Here is a 13,622-nt window from a genome sequence, read left to right as displayed (position 1 = left end):
CTCACCTCCCTCGTCGCTAGTGGTACTTTCCGGTCTAGACCAGTTGGTGCGGGAGAATGCTCCGCGCACCGAGCGGGTGTCAACCGCTGTTACGGGAACGAGAGGTACGAACGTGGCTGACGAGAAGGCTCAGAAGATCCTCGCCGCGCTGGGCGGACGGGACAACATCGTCGAGATCGAGCCCTGCATCACCCGTCTGCGGTGTGAGCTCGAGGACGGTTCCGTCGTGGACGAGAAGGCCCTGAAGGCGTTGGGAGCACACGGAGTCATGCGCTCCGGCAACGTCGTCCAGGTCGTCGTCGGACCCGAGGCGGACACCATCGCGTCGGACATCGAGGACCTCCTGTGAGCCTCCGCGTCGGCAGCCCGGTCGCAGGCCGGGTGGTCGCGCTCTCCGCGGTTCCGGACCAGGTCTTCGCCGAGGCGATGGTCGGCCCCGGCGTGGCCGTCGAGCCGCTTCGATCGAAGTCCGATGTGGTTTCGCCGCTCGACGGGACCATCGTGACGCTGCACCCGCACGCGTTCGTGGTCGCCAACGGTGACGGGGCGGCCATCCTGGTCCACCTCGGCATCGACACCGTGAAGCGCAAGGGCGAGGGCTTCGAGCTGCACGTCGTCAAGGGCGAGCAGGTGCAGGCCGGTCAGCGGATCGTGACGTGGGACCCGGCCGAGGTCGAGGCGGCCGGGTTCGCGCCGATCTGCCCGGTGATCGCGCTGGACGCGTCCGCCGAGGTGCTGGCCGACCTCGCGCTGGACGCCGACGTGGCGGCGAACGACACCCTGTTCGACTGGTCTCGCTGAACCGCTGTTCCGGGCGTTCTCCCAGCCCTTTCTGAGGCACCGTGAAGCCTGTGCGTGAACGGACCGTTCACGACAGGCCGAAATTTGTGCCAGGTCGTGCCGAGCAGGACCGTGGTGTCATGACCACGGTCCTGCTCGCGTCTGCGCTGGGTTCCCTGTGGACGGTCGCCGCCGTCCTGGACGCTCCACCCTCGTCGTTCCTGCTGGCCTGGTTCGGCATCGTGCTCGCCATGATCGATCTGCGGCACCACCGGTTGCCGGACGCGCTGACCCTCCCGTTGGGCGCCGCGCTGTTGCTCCTGCAGTTCCACGGGCTGGGAGCGGCGGTGCTCTCGGCGCTCGTCTTCGGTGGCGCGCATCTCGCCGTCCGGCGCTTCCGGCCCGCGCTCATGGGCGGCGGGGACGTCAAGCTCGCGTTCGGCCTCGGCGCGGTGCTCCCGCTGCCGTCCCTCTTACCTGCGGCGATCCTGTCCAGCGCGGTCACGCTCGTCGTCGCCGCGTTCAGACGCAGCCGTGCCGTGCCGCACGGACCGGGGCTGCTGGCCGCCACCTGGGCGTTGACGACGCTGTGAAAGGATTGTGAACGTGCTGCGCTGGATCACCGCTGGAGAGTCACACGGCCCCGCTCTCGTCGCCGTCCTGGAGGGCATGCCCGCCGGAGTGGAGGTGACCACCGAGGACCTGGTCGCCCAGCTCGGGCGCCGCAGGCTCGGTTTCGGTCGCTCGCCCCGCATGGGCTTCGAGCAGGACGAGGTCGAGATCCTCGGCGGCGTGCGCCACGGCAAGACCCAGGGCGGTCCGGTCGCGGTCACGATCGGCAACTCCGAGTGGCCCAAGTGGCAGACGGTCATGTCGCCGGACCCGGTCGACCCGAGCCTGCTCAAGACGACAGGCCGCAACGAGGCCCTCACCCGCCCGCGCCCCGGTCACGCCGACCTGCCGGGCATGCAGAAGTTCGGCTTCGACGAGGCCCGTCCGGTGCTGGAGCGCGCCTCCGCCAGGGAGACGGCCGCCCGCACGGCGCTGGGCACGGTTGCACGGCAGTTCCTGCAGCAGTTGCTCGGCGTGCAGATCCTCAGCCACGTGGTGTCCATCGGCAAGGCCGTGACGCCCGAGGACTCCGCGCTGCCGACGCCGGACGACCTGCCCGCGATCGACGAGTCGCCGGTGCGCTGCTTCGACGCCCGCGGCACCGACGCGATGGTCGCCGAGGTGGAGGCCGTGCAGAAGGCCGCCGACACCGTCGGTGGCGTGATCGAGGTGCTCGTCTACGGACTGCCGCCGGGCCTGGGCTCGCACGTGCACTGGGACCGCCGCCTCGACGCGCGCCTGGCCGCCGCTCTCATGGGCGTGCAGGCCATGAAGGGCGTGGAGATCGGCGACGGCTTCACCTCGGCCCAGCGCTGGGGTTCGCAGGCGCACGACGAGATCGACCGCGGCAGCGGCCCGGTCGGCGTGACGCGCCGCTCGAACCGCGCCGGTGGCCTCGAGGGCGGCATCACCAACGGCGAGATCCTGCGGGTCCGCGTGGCGATGAAGCCCATCTCGACGGTCCCGCGCGCACTGGCCACTGTGGACGTTCGCACCGGTGAGGCCGCCACCGCGATCCACCAGCGTTCGGACGTCTGCGCCGTGCCGCGCGCCGGTGTCGTGCTGGAGTCCGTGGTGGCGCTGGTGCTGGCCGAGGCCGCGCTGGAGAAGTTCGGCGGCGACTCGCTCGACGAGACGCGCCGCAACGCCCACGCGTACCTCAAGGCCCTGGAAGCCCGCTGGGAGGGCATGTGAGCCCGCGCTACGTCGTGGTCGGCCCGCCCGGCGCGGGCAAGACCACGGTCAGCGAACTGCTGGCGGCACGCCTGGGCCTGCCGTTCCGCGACGCCGACGCGGACATCGTCGCGCTGGCCGGCAAGCCCATCTCGGACATCTTCACCGACGACGGCGAGACCGTTTTCCGTGCCATGGAAGAGGAAGCGGTCGCCAAGGCGCTGGTCGAGCACGAGGGCGTGCTGGCGCTGGGCGGGGGAGCCGTGCTGTCCGCGGCGACCCGCGAGCGCCTTCAGGAGCACACCGTCGTGTTCCTGAACGTGGGCATGGCCGAGGGCGTGCGCCGCACCGGGCTGTCGTCCTCGCGGCCGTTGCTGTCCGGCATCAACCCGCGCGCCACGTTCAAGGCGCTGCTCGACGCGCGCCTGCCGCTGTACCGCGAGGTCGCGACGATCGAGGTCCTGACGGATTCACTGGACCCGGAACAGGTCACCGACGCGGTGATCGAGGGAGCTGAAGCATGACCGAGCCCGTGCGCATCCGGGTCGCCGCGGAGAAGGCCTACGACGTGGTGATCGGCCGCGGCCTGCTCGGCGACATCGTCGAGTTCCTCAAGACCACGGCGAAGATCGCGATCGTCCACCAGCCGACGCTGGCCGAGACGGCGAAGGTGCTGGTCGACGAGCTCAAGGCGGTGGGCGTCGACGCGCACCGCGTCGAGGTCCCCGACGCCGAGGACGGCAAGGACCTGGCCGTCGCCGGCTTCTGCTGGGACGTGCTGGGCAAGATCGGCCTGTCGCGCTCCGACGTCGTCGTGGGCCTGGGCGGCGGCGCGGTCACGGACCTCGCGGGCTTCGTCGCGTCCACCTGGATGCGCGGCGTGCGGCTGGTCAACATCCCGACGACGCTGCTCGGCATGGTCGACGCGGCCGTCGGCGGCAAGACCGGCATCAACACCGACGCCGGCAAGAACCTCGTCGGCACGTTCTACGAGCCGGACGCCATCTTCGTCGACCTCGCGACGCTGGAAACGCTGCCGCGCAACGAACTCATCGCCGGCATGGCCGAGATCGTGAAGGGCGGCTTCATCGCCGACCCGGTCATCCTCGACCTGATCGAGGCCGACCCCGCGCTCGCCCTCGACCCGACCGGCGAGGTGCTCGCCGAGCTGGTCCGCCGCAAGATCCAGATCAAGGCCGACGTCGTCACCACGGACCTGCGCGAGTCGAACCTGCGCGAGATCCTGAACTACGGCCACACCCTCGGCCACGCCATCGAACGCCGCGAGCGCTACCGCTGGCGTCACGGCGCCGCCATCAGCGTGGGCCTCGTCTTCGCCGCCGAACTGGCCCGCCTCACGGGCAGGCTGGACGACGAGACGGCCGACCGCCACAAGCGCGTGCTGCAGCTGCTCGGCCTGCCGACCTCCTACGACCCGGACGCCCTCCCGCAGCTCATGGAGGGCATGAAGGTCGACAAGAAGAACAAGGCGGGCGTGCTCCGCTTCGTCGTCCTCGACGGTCTCGCCAAGCCCGGCCGCCTCGAAGGCCCGGACCCGTCCCTGATCGCCGCCGCCTACTCGGCCGTCGCCGCCGAGCCGACCACCGGCTCCGGAAAGGTGCTGTTGTGAGGGTCCTCGTCCTCAACGGTCCGAACCTCGACCGCCTCGGCACCCGCGAGCCGGACGTCTACGGCCGCACCACCTACACCGACCTCGTCGACCTGTGCGTGGCCGAGGGCAAGGAACTCAACTTCGAGGTCGAGGTCCGCCAGACCGCCCACGAGGGCGAGATGGTCGCGTGGCTGCACGAGGCCGCCGACGCCTCGATCCCCGTGGTCCTCAACGGCGCCGCCTGGACGCACTACTCGATCGCGGTCCGCGACGCGTGCTCGCAGCTCACCGCGCCGCTGGTCGAGGTGCACATCTCGAACATCCACCAGCGCGAGGAGTTCCGGCACCACAGCGTCATCTCGGCCGTCGCGAGCGGCGTGATCGTGGGCCTGGGCGTCGAGGGCTACCTGCTGGCACTGCGCTGGCTGGCGCTCAAGAGGTAGCTCCAGCCCAGCAGGACCACGGCGGTGAGCGCGGTCGCGCCGAGGACGACAGGCTCGATGGTGCTCGCGCCGAGTCGCGGGCGTGCCGCGGTCGTTGTGAACTGGAGATCCCCGTTCACGTTGTGCACCTGCACGACCGCGCCTCCTCTCCGGACGTCGCCCGAGATGTTGTCGCGCGTGCGGGAGTTGTCGGTCATGACCGCCCTCGGTCCGGGATTCGCGGTGGGATGTCCAGGACGCTAGCGGCGATCTCGCTGCCAGATGCCACCAGCTGATCGTCAATCAACGAGCAATAAGTGGACATTCCGCATTCGGGTGGCGCATCCAGAGGTTCGTCTCCTCGTAGAGCCCCTGGTCGCGCTCCCGGTCGATCCTGACGAGGTCCAGCCCGCCCGCGACGACGTAGCGGCCGGTCTGCGGGAACACCATGCCCGTCCACCGCTCCCACTGCGCGACGGTGCCGGTCACGACCATCGACCGGGGCGCCGGTCCGAGGATCGTGGCGCCGAGCCGCTGGTGGGTGCGGATCCACGGGTCGAGGTGCAGGCCGTCCTCGCGGGTCCACCGCTGGAAGTCCTCCATCGGCGTCAGCGGGTAGGTCGCCTTGAGCGTCGGCCGGACCGGCACGATCACCCGCGCGAGCCCGTCGTCCGCCGCCCGTTCGCGCAGGCCGGTGAGCACCTTCCCCGCCAGCCCGCCTCCGGTGCGGTCCGTTCGCACGGTCGCGGCCACGACGCACAGGGTGTCCGGCCCGATCCCGGCCTCGTGCTCGGTGACCGCCGCGACCAGGGCACCGTCGTAGCCACCGTCGGGCAGCGTCTCGCCGTTCCAGCTCAGCGCTACCGCGGTCGCCCGCGCGAGCACCGTGTCGTCGTCATCGAGCAGCAGCACGTCGTAGCGCGGGAAGTACTCCGCCACGGCGTCGCGGTGGGTCGCCGGGATCTGGCCGCGCAGGACGAACGGTGGCCAGCCGTCCCGGAGCGAGGCCTGGGCAGGGCCCTGGAGGTCGGGCCGCCCGCCGTTCGAGACGATCTTCACGAGCCGATCGTAGGAGCCAGGGGAGCCCGGAATGCTGCATCACGTCGAACTGTGGGTGCCTGATCTCGCCCGCGCCGAGGCCACGTTCGGGTGGATCTTCACCGAACTGGGCTGGACCGAGCACCAGCGCTGGAGCGCCGGCGTCAGCTGGAAGCTCGGCGAGACCTACGTGGTGGCCGAGCGGTCCCCGGCCATGACCGGCCCGCACGACCGGATGAAGGCGGGCCTCAACCATCTCGCCCTGCACGCCGGCACCCGCGAGGACGTCGACCGGCTGACCCGGGAATCCGAGGCGCACGGGTGGAAACTCATGTTCGCGGACAGGCATCCTCACGCGGGAGGAGCGGACCACTACGCGGCGTTCCTGGAGAACGAGGACGGCTTCGAAATCGAGCTCGTGGCCGCCTGAAGACGCCTGGTAACCATCTGAACGTGTCAAGATGCTGATCGTGCCGAGACTGTGGATCGCCGCGTTCGCACTGCTCCTGGCCGGCTGTGCCACCGCGCCGGAGCCCGCGCCCGTCAGCAGCGAGACGACGACGGCCGGAGGCGAGCGGCTGTCCGATCAGGACCTGCAGGCGAAGTGGTGGACGTGGGCGGCGTCGAGTCCGGAGAACCGCAACCCCGTGGTCGACGACACCGGGCAGTGGTGCGCGGAGAACCAGCCGCAGGACGTGTGGTTCTTCGCCGGCACGTTCGGCGGCACCGTGGACCGCAGGTGCCGGGTGCCTGCCGGTCGCCCGCTCGCCGGTCCCGCGATCACCCTCGCCTCCACGGACGCGAACTGCACGACGTTCATGGCCGCGGCCAAGGGCTCGGTGACCCTCGACGGGCAGCTGATGGAACTGCGCCGGATCGCGCCGGTCGCGATCACCTACCAGGCCGCGCCCGACAACGTGGTGGGGCAGCGCGAGGGACGCGTGCCGGCGCAGGGTTGCGGACTGTGGGCGTGGATCCCGCCGCTCAATCCTGGTGAGCACGAGCTGCTGGTCAAGGGCGAGTCGGGCACCTTCAGCAGCTCTGCGCGCTACCTGCTCCTCGTCAGCTCCTCGGACTAGCCGAGTCCTTGCCGACCAGGAACCCGCCCAGCAGCATTCCCAGCCCGGCGGGCGCGAGCACGAGCAACGCCGTGAACGCCGCTCCGCCCGTCAGCGCCACCCACAGCGCCTCCTGCCCGGTCTGGTCGACCAGCAACGCCGACCCGATCACACCCAGCGCGCCCGCGAACGGGCCCGCGATCAGCGCCGCGATGAACCACTGCATGCCGCGCCCGTCCATCTCGCGCGCCGTGTCGACGGCGCCCCAGATGACCGCGGCGGCGATCAGCAGCCCGATCGCGATCGGGCGGACCGAAGAGGCTTCGGGGCTGCGCACGCCCACGGCCGCCACGCCGGTCTGCACGGCTCCGTGCAGGAGCCCCATCCACAACGCACGGACGAACCAAGGACGCATGCGGACAGCTTAGGACTGGCCGTACGCTGCGAGACATGTCGTCGTACGCCGCACGCCGAACCGCCCTCCGTCAGGAGCTCCAGGCCACGAACCTGGACGCGCTGCTCGTCACGAACCTGTTGAACGTCCGGTACCTCACGGGGTTCACCGGATCGAACGCCGCCGTCCTGATCGACGCGGCCGGCGACGACACCACGGTGTTCTGCACCGACGGCCGTTATCTCACCCAGTCGGCGAAGCAGGTGCCGGACCTGGAACGGCTGATCGACCGGCCGTGCGACACCGCGCTGGCCCAGCGCGCGAAGGGCAGGCTCGGGTTCGAGAGCCACCAGGTGACGGTCGACGGCCTGGACGAGCTGACCGCGGCCGCGGGCAAGGCGGAACTGGTGAAGTCCGGCGGCCTGGTCGAGAAGCTGCGGCTGGTCAAGGACGAGGTCGAGATCGAGGCGCTGCGGATGGCGTGCGCGGCGGCGGACCGCGCCCTCGGGGCGTTGATCGGCCACGGCGGGCTGCGTGCGGGCCGCACCGAACGCGAGGTCGCGCGCGAGTTGGAGAGCCGCATGCTCGACCACGGCGCGGAGGGCCCCTCGTTCTCCTCGATCGTGGCGTTCGGCGCGAACTCGGCCGTGCCGCACCACTCGCCGACGGACGCGACCCTGCACGTGGGCGACCTCATCAAGCTCGACTTCGGCGCACTGGTCGACGGCTACCACTCCGACATGACCCGCACGCTCGTCCTCGGCAGGCCCGCGGACTGGCAGCGCGACCTGTACGACCTGGTCGCGCGGTCGCAGGCGGCGGGCCGCAACGCGCTCACGCCGGGCGTGCGGGTGAGCGACGTCGACCACGCGTCCCGCGAGGTGATCGAGAAGGCCGGGCACGGAAACGAGTTCCTGCACGGCCTCGGCCACGGGGTCGGGCTGGAGATCCACGAGGCACCGGCGTTGTCGAAGGCGGGTGCCGGTACACTTTCGGCCGGTATGGCGGTCACCGTCGAGCCCGGCGTCTACTTGTCGGGGCGGGGCGGGGTCCGCATCGAGGACACCCTCGTGGTCCGCGAGAGCGGGCCGGAGCTCCTCACCCTGACCACGAAAGAACTCGTGGTCGTCTGACATCCCCGTCCTACACAGGAGAAATCCCACCGTGGCCACCACGAACGACCTGAAGAACGGCCTGGTGCTGAACCTCGACGGCCAGCTCTGGACCGTCACCGCGTTCCAGCACGTCAAGCCCGGCAAGGGTGGCGCCTTCGTGCGCACGACCCTCAAGCACGTGCTGACCGGGAAGGTCGTCGACAAGACCTTCAACGCGGGCACCAAGGTCGAGACCGCCACCGTGGACAAGCGCGGCATGACCTTCCTGTACAAGGAAGGCACCGACTTCATCTTCATGGACGGCGACACCTACGACCAGATCCCGGTCTCGGCCGAGACGGTCAGCGACGCCGCGAACTACCTGCTGGAGAACCAGGAGGCGATGGTCGCCACGCACGAGGGCGTCCCGCTGTTCATCGAGCTCCCGACCTCGGTCGAGCTCATCATCGAGCACACCGACCCCGGCCTGCAGGGCGACCGCTCCACCGGCGGCACCAAGCCCGCCCGCCTGGAGACCGGCGCCGAGATCCAGGTCCCGCTGTTCGTCACCACCGGCGAGAAGATCAAGGTCGACACCCGCGACGGCCGCTACCTCGGCCGCATCAGCGACAAGTCCTGATGGGTGCTCGGAGCAAGGCCCGCAAGCGCGCGGTCGACTTCCTCTACGAAGCCGACCTGCTGGGCAGCGACGCGGTGACGTTGCTGGCCTCGCGCGTCGGGTCTCCCGACGTGCCGCCGGTGAACGACTACACGGTGACGCTCGTCGAGGGCGTCACCGCACACCGGTCGCGCATCGACGACCTCATCTCGGAGCACGCCGAGGGCTGGACCCTGCAGCGCATGCCGGCGGTCGACCGCGCGATCCTGCGCCTCGGCCTGTACGAGCTGCTGTGGGCGACCGACGTGCCGGACGCGGTCGCGATCGACGAGGCCGTGGAGCTCGCCAAGGGCCTGTCCACGGACGACTCGCCGCGGTTCGTGAACGGCGTGCTTGGCCGGATCGCGGTCATCGCGGACCAGCTGCGCGCCGTTCTGTAAGTACTGCCACCGCGGGGGTCACATCAACGATGTTGATGTGACCCCCGCGGTTTTGGCATTGGACGTCATACGAGCGCTGCCCCAGGCTTCAGGTCATGAACCTGCAGACCTTCCTCGACGACGTGGCGTCGATCGTGGCCGCCTCCGACGACCAGCACGAGATCACCAAGCGGGTCGCGGACCGGCTGTCCGCGTTGCTGGACAGCGGTTACCGCCTTCCGCCCGAACTCACCCGCCCGTCGCCCGACCACCACGTCAACTACCCGCTACACCTCGCCTCCGGCTGGTGCGTCGCCGTCGTCGTGTGGGCGCCAGGTCAGCGCACGCCCGTGCACGGCCATGAGACGTGGGGCGTCGTCGGCATCTACTCCGGCGCCGAACGCGAGATCCGCTACGCCAAGCCCACCGGACCAGGTCCCCTGGTCGAGCTCGGCGAGCAGGTCTTCCGGCGCGGCGAGGTCACCGTGTGCTGCACCACCGACGACGATGTTCACTCGGTCGTGGCGGAGTCCGACGAACCGACCATCGGCATCCACGTCTACGGCGCCGACATCGGCACCATCGAACGCCGCCGCTACGACCCGGCGACCGGTGAGGTGCAGTGGTTCGCCGGCGGCTGGCACACCCCTTAGGACCGCGCCCAGCCCCGCCGCTCGCCCTCGTTGATCAGTTCCAGCGCCGCTTCCCAGAGCTTTGTCGAGCCCTCACCGATCACGGCCTTGCGCCCGCGCACGGCCTCCGCGGTCACACCGGGCGTCCGCCAGGTCCCGCCCTTCGCCATCCAGTTGAGCAGCAACGGTTGCAGCCGGTCCATGGCCTTCGCGAACCGCGCCTCGGGCGTCGACCGCGCCTCGAACTCGTCCCACAACGCCCTCAGCGCGCGCCCCGAGTCCTCGGGCAGGATGCCGAACAGCCGGTCGGCGGCGGCCTCCTCGCGTTCCTGCTGGCTCTCGCCCAGTTCGGTGTCGTAGATCGGCGTGTCACCCGCGTAGATCTCGACCAGGTCGTGCACGACCACGAGCTTCATCGTGTGGCCGACGTCGATCGGTTCGTCGGCGTACTCGGCGAGAGTCAGCACCATCAGCGCGAGGTGCCACGAGTGCTCCGCGTCGTTCTCCCGCCGGTCCGCCGCCGCGAGAGGGGAGGCGCGAAGCACGGTCTTGAGCCGGTCGACCTCGATCAGGAACGTGAGGTGCTCGCGCAGCGGTGAGTCCACACCGGACGGCAGCGGGTTCTGATCGGCGAGAAGTCCTGCGTCGGAAGGGGTCACGTTGCCGGGATTCTACCGATCGGCCAGGAACTCCTCCCACGTCCGGGCGCCGTGGTCGCCGTCCAGCGTCAGGTTCAGCCCGTCGCGGTAGGCTTTCCCCGCCTTGCCCGGCAGCGGCAACGGCACGGTGAGGCGCCGCTTGCCCGTGGTCGACAGGTAGTCCCGCACGAGCTGCCCCATCTCGTAGACCGCGGGTCCGGCGATGTCCGTGACGCGTCCGGCGGGCGAACCGAGCGCCAGCTCGACGATGCGCGCGGCCACGTCGCGAGCGTCGACCGGCTGCAGCCGCATGCCCGGCACCGGCACGATCGGCAGCTTCACCAGTCCTCGCACCATGGTCAGCGTCAGGTCGTGGAACTGGGCCGCGCGCAGGATCGTGAACCCGATGCCCGAGTCCGCGATCGCCTGCTCGCAGGCGAGCTTCGTGCGCAGCCACGCCAGCGGCACGGTGTCCGCGCCGATCACCGAGATGTAGACGAGGTGGCGGACGCCCGCGCACGCCGCGAGCAGGTTGCGGGTCGCCACGTCGTCGCCCTTCTGCCCGCCGGCCAGGTGCACCACGACCTCGGCGTCGATCGGCGGGACGTCACCGGCGAGCAGGTCGCAGGCGATGTCCCCGTGCCTGCTCAGGGTCACGACGTCCGCGCCGGTGTCGCGCAGCGACGCGACCACGTGCCTGCCGAGAGTGCCGGTGCCGCCTGTCACGAGGATCTTCATGATTACTCTCCCGAATGAGTCGTTGCCCGGTCGACCCGGCGGCGCGCGGGAACGTGACAGGGTGTGTGCCAGGCCACAGGGGGAAGTCGTGATCGCGCAGTTCGAGCAGGAGCGCACGAGGCTGCGCGCCATCGCCCACCGCATGCTCGGGTCGTTCGCCGAGGCCGACGACGCGCTGCAGGACGCCTGGCTCCGCGTCGAGCGCGCCGACACGAGCGAGATCGACAACCCGGCCGCGTGGCTCACGACCGTCGTCGGACGGGTCTGCCTGAACATGTTGCGCGACAGGCGGGAGCACGCGTTCGAGATGCCCGATCCCGTGATCGAGACGGGGGAGGAGCCCGAGCAGCAGGCCGTCGCGAAGGACCAGGTCGGGCTCGCGATGCTGATCGTGCTGGACTCGCTCAAGCCCGACGAACGGCTGGCGTTCGTGCTGCACGACCTGTTCGCCGTGCCGTTCGACGACATCGCGCTGTTGATCGACAAGACCCCGGCCACCGCGCGTCAGCTCGCGAGCAGGGCCCGCAAGCGCGTGCAGGACCGGCCGCAGCCGAACGTCGCCCTGCCCCAGCAGCGCGCGGTGGTGCGGGCGTTCCTCAGGGCGTCGAGGGAAGGCGACCTGGAAGGCCTGGTCGCGGTGCTGCACCCGGACGCCGTGCTGCGCGCGGGCGACCTGCGGATCATCGGCGGACGGACGGTCGCGGGCCGCGCGAGCCTGTTCCGCAAGTACGCCTCGATGGCGGCCGTCGAGTTCGCGGTCGTCGGCGACGAGATCGGCTTCGTCACGCGGGTGGACGGCGTGCCGTTCTCGATCATGGCGTTCACGGTGCGCGACGACCGGATCGTCGCGATCCACGTGATCCAGGACCAGAAGCAGCTCGCCGCGCTTGTTCCGTGAGCAATACCACTGCTGTCACTGGTCACATCGAGGGCCCGCCAGGTGTCTATTGGAAGTGGGCGCTCGAGGTGAAGGGGACCAACGATGATCGGGGAGTTGGACCAGGGGGACAGGCTCGCCTACCGGATGCTCGGCCGGTTCGCCGATGCGGCGGACGCGGTGAGGGAGGCGCGACGCAAGATCGAGAAGTCCGGTGAGCCGGGCTGGCTGGACACGGTCGTCGCGCGGGTGAGCCTCACGATGCTGCGCGTGCGCGCCAAGAACGGCTTCGAGATGCCGGACCCGGTCGTGAGCACGGGGCCGAACCAGGAACCCGGCCTCGGCGTGCTGACCGCACTCGACGCGCTGACCCCCGACGAACGCGTCGCCTACGTGCTGCACGACATGTTCCAGGAGCCGTTCGAGCAGGTGGCGCCGCTGATCGGCCGCACACCGCTCGGCGCGTCGCAGGTGGAGGCACGGGCGCGCAAACGGGTGGCGGGCAGACCGGTGTCCGATGTGGACCTGGCAGGGCAGCGCGAGGTCGTCGACGCGTTCATGGCGGGCAAGGACGTGCTGGACGCGGACGTGACGCTGCGCTCGGAGGAGATCTGGCTGCGGGGCGCCGGCATGGTCGCGCCCAAGACGGCGGCGATCCAGGCGGCGCCGTGCATGGAACCCGCGGTCGTCGGCGGCGAGGCCGGGCTGGTGTCGACAGTGGACGGTCAGCCGGTCGCGCTGGTGGCGTTCACGGTGCGCGAGCGGAAGATCGCGGCGATCCACGCGATCACGGACCGGGAGCACGTCCGGCGGCTGTTCTCACCCGAATGACCTGAAGAACGCACATGGCTCCCTCGAACGTCCTCAGGGCGACAAGCAGGACGTCGGGGGAGCCATGGACGGCGTGTGAAGCTCAGTCTTCCTTCGCGGGACGGGCCTCGGGAGGCAGCACACCCCAGTCGATGAGCTGCTCGGTGAGCTCGCCCGGCGTCATGTCGTAGATGATCGCGAGCGAACGCAGGTCCTCGGTGCGGATGGAGAGCACCTTGCCGTTGTAGTCACCGCGCTGCGACTGGATGGTCGCCGCGTAGCGGGCCAGCGGACCGACCTTCTCGACCGGCAGCTGCTGCAGCCGTTCGAGGTTGATCACGATCTTGGTGGCCGGCTCGGCACCGGAGGGCACGCGGCCCTCGGGCAGGAGCTCGGCGACGGGAACGCCGTAGAAGTCGGCCAGCTCGGCCAGCTTCTGCACGGTCACCGCGCGGTCACCTCGTTCGTAGGAGCCGACGACCACGGCCTTCCAGCGACCGCCGGACTTCTGCTCGACGCCGTGCAGGGACAGACCCTGCTGCTGGCGGATAGCGCGGAGCTTGGCCCCCAGCGCCTTGGCGTAGTCGCCCATGTGGCGGTTCTCCGTTCATTCGCCCCGTCAGCTGTACCGGCGTGCTGCGGGGAGGCTTCGATCGATACGCAGAGTAATGATTACTCGCCGTGGTCGGCAGGTCAAGCTGATCTC

General features: G+C 70.2%; 21 protein-coding genes. 15 read left to right on the top strand and 6 right to left on the bottom strand.

Annotated elements, in window-relative coordinates; translation table 11 throughout:
* Positions 1-112 precede the first annotated feature (112 nt).
* From OG205_RS18205 to aroQ, 7 genes are all read left to right on the top strand, one after another.
* On the top strand, positions 113-349 hold the full coding sequence (locus tag OG205_RS18205; protein WP_093588084.1) for a glucose PTS transporter subunit EIIB: 237 nt from the start codon (positions 113-115) through the stop codon (positions 347-349).
* The gene (locus OG205_RS18200) at positions 346-801 is read left to right on the top strand and encodes a PTS sugar transporter subunit IIA (protein WP_330277433.1); all 456 of its coding nucleotides are present in this window, start codon (positions 346-348) and stop codon (positions 799-801) included. Before OG205_RS18205 ends, OG205_RS18200 begins: the two co-directional genes overlap by 4 nt.
* A 119-nt stretch (positions 802-920) precedes the next feature.
* Positions 921-1,373 carry an A24 family peptidase gene (locus OG205_RS18195; protein ID WP_330277432.1) on the top strand — a complete coding sequence of 151 codons (453 nt, stop codon included), beginning with the start codon at positions 921-923 and terminating at the stop codon, positions 1,371-1,373.
* Between the two features lie 13 nt (positions 1,374-1,386).
* Complete coding sequence (aroC, locus tag OG205_RS18190; protein ID WP_330277431.1) at positions 1,387-2,586, top strand: chorismate synthase; 1,200 nt, start codon at positions 1,387-1,389, stop codon at positions 2,584-2,586.
* On the top strand, positions 2,583-3,089 hold the full coding sequence (locus OG205_RS18185) for a shikimate kinase (RefSeq protein WP_330277430.1): 507 nt from the start codon (positions 2,583-2,585) through the stop codon (positions 3,087-3,089). The genes aroC and OG205_RS18185 overlap by 4 nt, the downstream gene beginning before the upstream one ends.
* A complete protein-coding gene (aroB, locus tag OG205_RS18180) occupies positions 3,086-4,195 on the top strand; it encodes a 3-dehydroquinate synthase (protein ID WP_330277429.1) in 1,110 nt (369 codons plus the stop codon). The genes OG205_RS18185 and aroB overlap by 4 nt, the downstream gene beginning before the upstream one ends.
* Complete coding sequence (gene aroQ, locus OG205_RS18175; RefSeq protein WP_319973247.1) at positions 4,192-4,620, top strand: type II 3-dehydroquinate dehydratase; 429 nt, start codon at positions 4,192-4,194, stop codon at positions 4,618-4,620. Before aroB ends, aroQ begins: the two co-directional genes overlap by 4 nt.
* Here aroQ and OG205_RS18170 read toward each other — a convergent pair.
* Positions 4,581-4,817, bottom strand: a complete 237-nt coding sequence (locus OG205_RS18170) for a hypothetical protein (RefSeq protein WP_330277428.1) — start codon at positions 4,815-4,817, stop codon at positions 4,581-4,583. The two genes, aroQ and OG205_RS18170, sit on opposite strands and share 40 nt — an antisense overlap.
* Positions 4,818-4,902: 85 nt before the next feature.
* On the bottom strand, positions 4,903-5,658 hold the full coding sequence (locus OG205_RS18165) for a Long-chain-fatty-acid--CoA ligase (protein ID WP_330277427.1): 756 nt from the start codon (positions 5,656-5,658) through the stop codon (positions 4,903-4,905).
* A gap of 31 nt (positions 5,659-5,689) precedes the next feature.
* On the opposite strand from OG205_RS18165, the gene OG205_RS18160 reads away from it, so the two are divergent.
* Both OG205_RS18160 and OG205_RS18155 read left to right on the top strand, forming a co-directional pair.
* Positions 5,690-6,067 carry a VOC family protein gene (locus OG205_RS18160; RefSeq protein WP_330277426.1) on the top strand — a complete coding sequence of 126 codons (378 nt, stop codon included), beginning with the start codon at positions 5,690-5,692 and terminating at the stop codon, positions 6,065-6,067.
* 40 nt (positions 6,068-6,107) lie between these two features.
* On the top strand, positions 6,108-6,716 hold the full coding sequence (locus OG205_RS18155; RefSeq protein ID WP_330277425.1) for a hypothetical protein: 609 nt from the start codon (positions 6,108-6,110) through the stop codon (positions 6,714-6,716).
* On the opposite strand, the gene OG205_RS18150 is transcribed toward OG205_RS18155, so the two are convergent.
* Positions 6,700-7,110: a B-4DMT family transporter gene (locus tag OG205_RS18150; protein ID WP_319973243.1), complete on the bottom strand. Its 411-nt coding sequence runs from the start codon at positions 7,108-7,110 to the stop codon at positions 6,700-6,702. The two genes, OG205_RS18155 and OG205_RS18150, sit on opposite strands and share 17 nt — an antisense overlap.
* A gap of 35 nt (positions 7,111-7,145) precedes the next feature.
* On the opposite strand from OG205_RS18150, the gene OG205_RS18145 reads away from it, so the two are divergent.
* From OG205_RS18145 to OG205_RS18130, 4 genes are all read left to right on the top strand, one after another.
* The gene (locus OG205_RS18145; RefSeq protein ID WP_330277424.1) at positions 7,146-8,222 is read left to right on the top strand and encodes a M24 family metallopeptidase; all 1,077 of its coding nucleotides are present in this window, start codon (positions 7,146-7,148) and stop codon (positions 8,220-8,222) included.
* A gap of 31 nt (positions 8,223-8,253) precedes the next feature.
* Positions 8,254-8,823 (top strand): elongation factor P, encoded by a 570-nt coding sequence (efp, locus tag OG205_RS18140; RefSeq protein WP_330277423.1) that lies wholly within the window; start codon positions 8,254-8,256, stop codon positions 8,821-8,823.
* Positions 8,823-9,242 (top strand): transcription antitermination factor NusB, encoded by a 420-nt coding sequence (gene nusB / locus OG205_RS18135; RefSeq protein ID WP_330277422.1) that lies wholly within the window; start codon positions 8,823-8,825, stop codon positions 9,240-9,242. Before efp ends, nusB begins: the two co-directional genes overlap by 1 nt.
* A gap of 95 nt (positions 9,243-9,337) precedes the next feature.
* Complete coding sequence (locus OG205_RS18130) at positions 9,338-9,874, top strand: hypothetical protein (protein WP_330277421.1); 537 nt, start codon at positions 9,338-9,340, stop codon at positions 9,872-9,874.
* Here the strand turns inward: OG205_RS18130 and OG205_RS18125 are convergent.
* Positions 9,871-10,512: an HD domain-containing protein gene (locus OG205_RS18125; protein ID WP_330277420.1), complete on the bottom strand. Its 642-nt coding sequence runs from the start codon at positions 10,510-10,512 to the stop codon at positions 9,871-9,873. The genes OG205_RS18130 and OG205_RS18125 overlap by 4 nt on opposite strands.
* Positions 10,513-10,524: 12 nt before the next feature.
* Positions 10,525-11,229, bottom strand: coding sequence for an SDR family oxidoreductase (locus OG205_RS18120; protein WP_330277419.1), 705 nt, complete (start codon positions 11,227-11,229; stop codon positions 10,525-10,527).
* Positions 11,230-11,317: 88 nt separating this feature from the next.
* Here OG205_RS18120 and OG205_RS18115 point away from each other — a divergent pair, with 88 nt between their 5' ends.
* A complete protein-coding gene (locus tag OG205_RS18115) occupies positions 11,318-12,127 on the top strand; it encodes a sigma-70 family RNA polymerase sigma factor (RefSeq protein WP_330277418.1) in 810 nt (269 codons plus the stop codon).
* Between the two features lie 84 nt (positions 12,128-12,211).
* The gene (locus OG205_RS18110; protein WP_330277417.1) at positions 12,212-12,937 is read left to right on the top strand and encodes an RNA polymerase subunit sigma-70; all 726 of its coding nucleotides are present in this window, start codon (positions 12,212-12,214) and stop codon (positions 12,935-12,937) included.
* 82 nt (positions 12,938-13,019) lie between these two features.
* Here OG205_RS18110 and bldD read toward each other — a convergent pair whose 3' ends face one another.
* Positions 13,020-13,508 carry a transcriptional regulator BldD gene (gene bldD, locus OG205_RS18105; RefSeq protein ID WP_030471611.1) on the bottom strand — a complete coding sequence of 163 codons (489 nt, stop codon included), beginning with the start codon at positions 13,506-13,508 and terminating at the stop codon, positions 13,020-13,022.
* Positions 13,509-13,622: the final 114 nt, after the last annotated feature.

Source organism: Lentzea sp. NBC_00516 (assembly GCF_036346835.1).
In the GTDB taxonomy this organism is placed as follows: Bacteria; Actinomycetota; Actinomycetes; order Mycobacteriales; family Pseudonocardiaceae; genus Lentzea; species Lentzea sokolovensis.
This window is presented reverse-complemented; position numbering and strand designations above follow the sequence as displayed.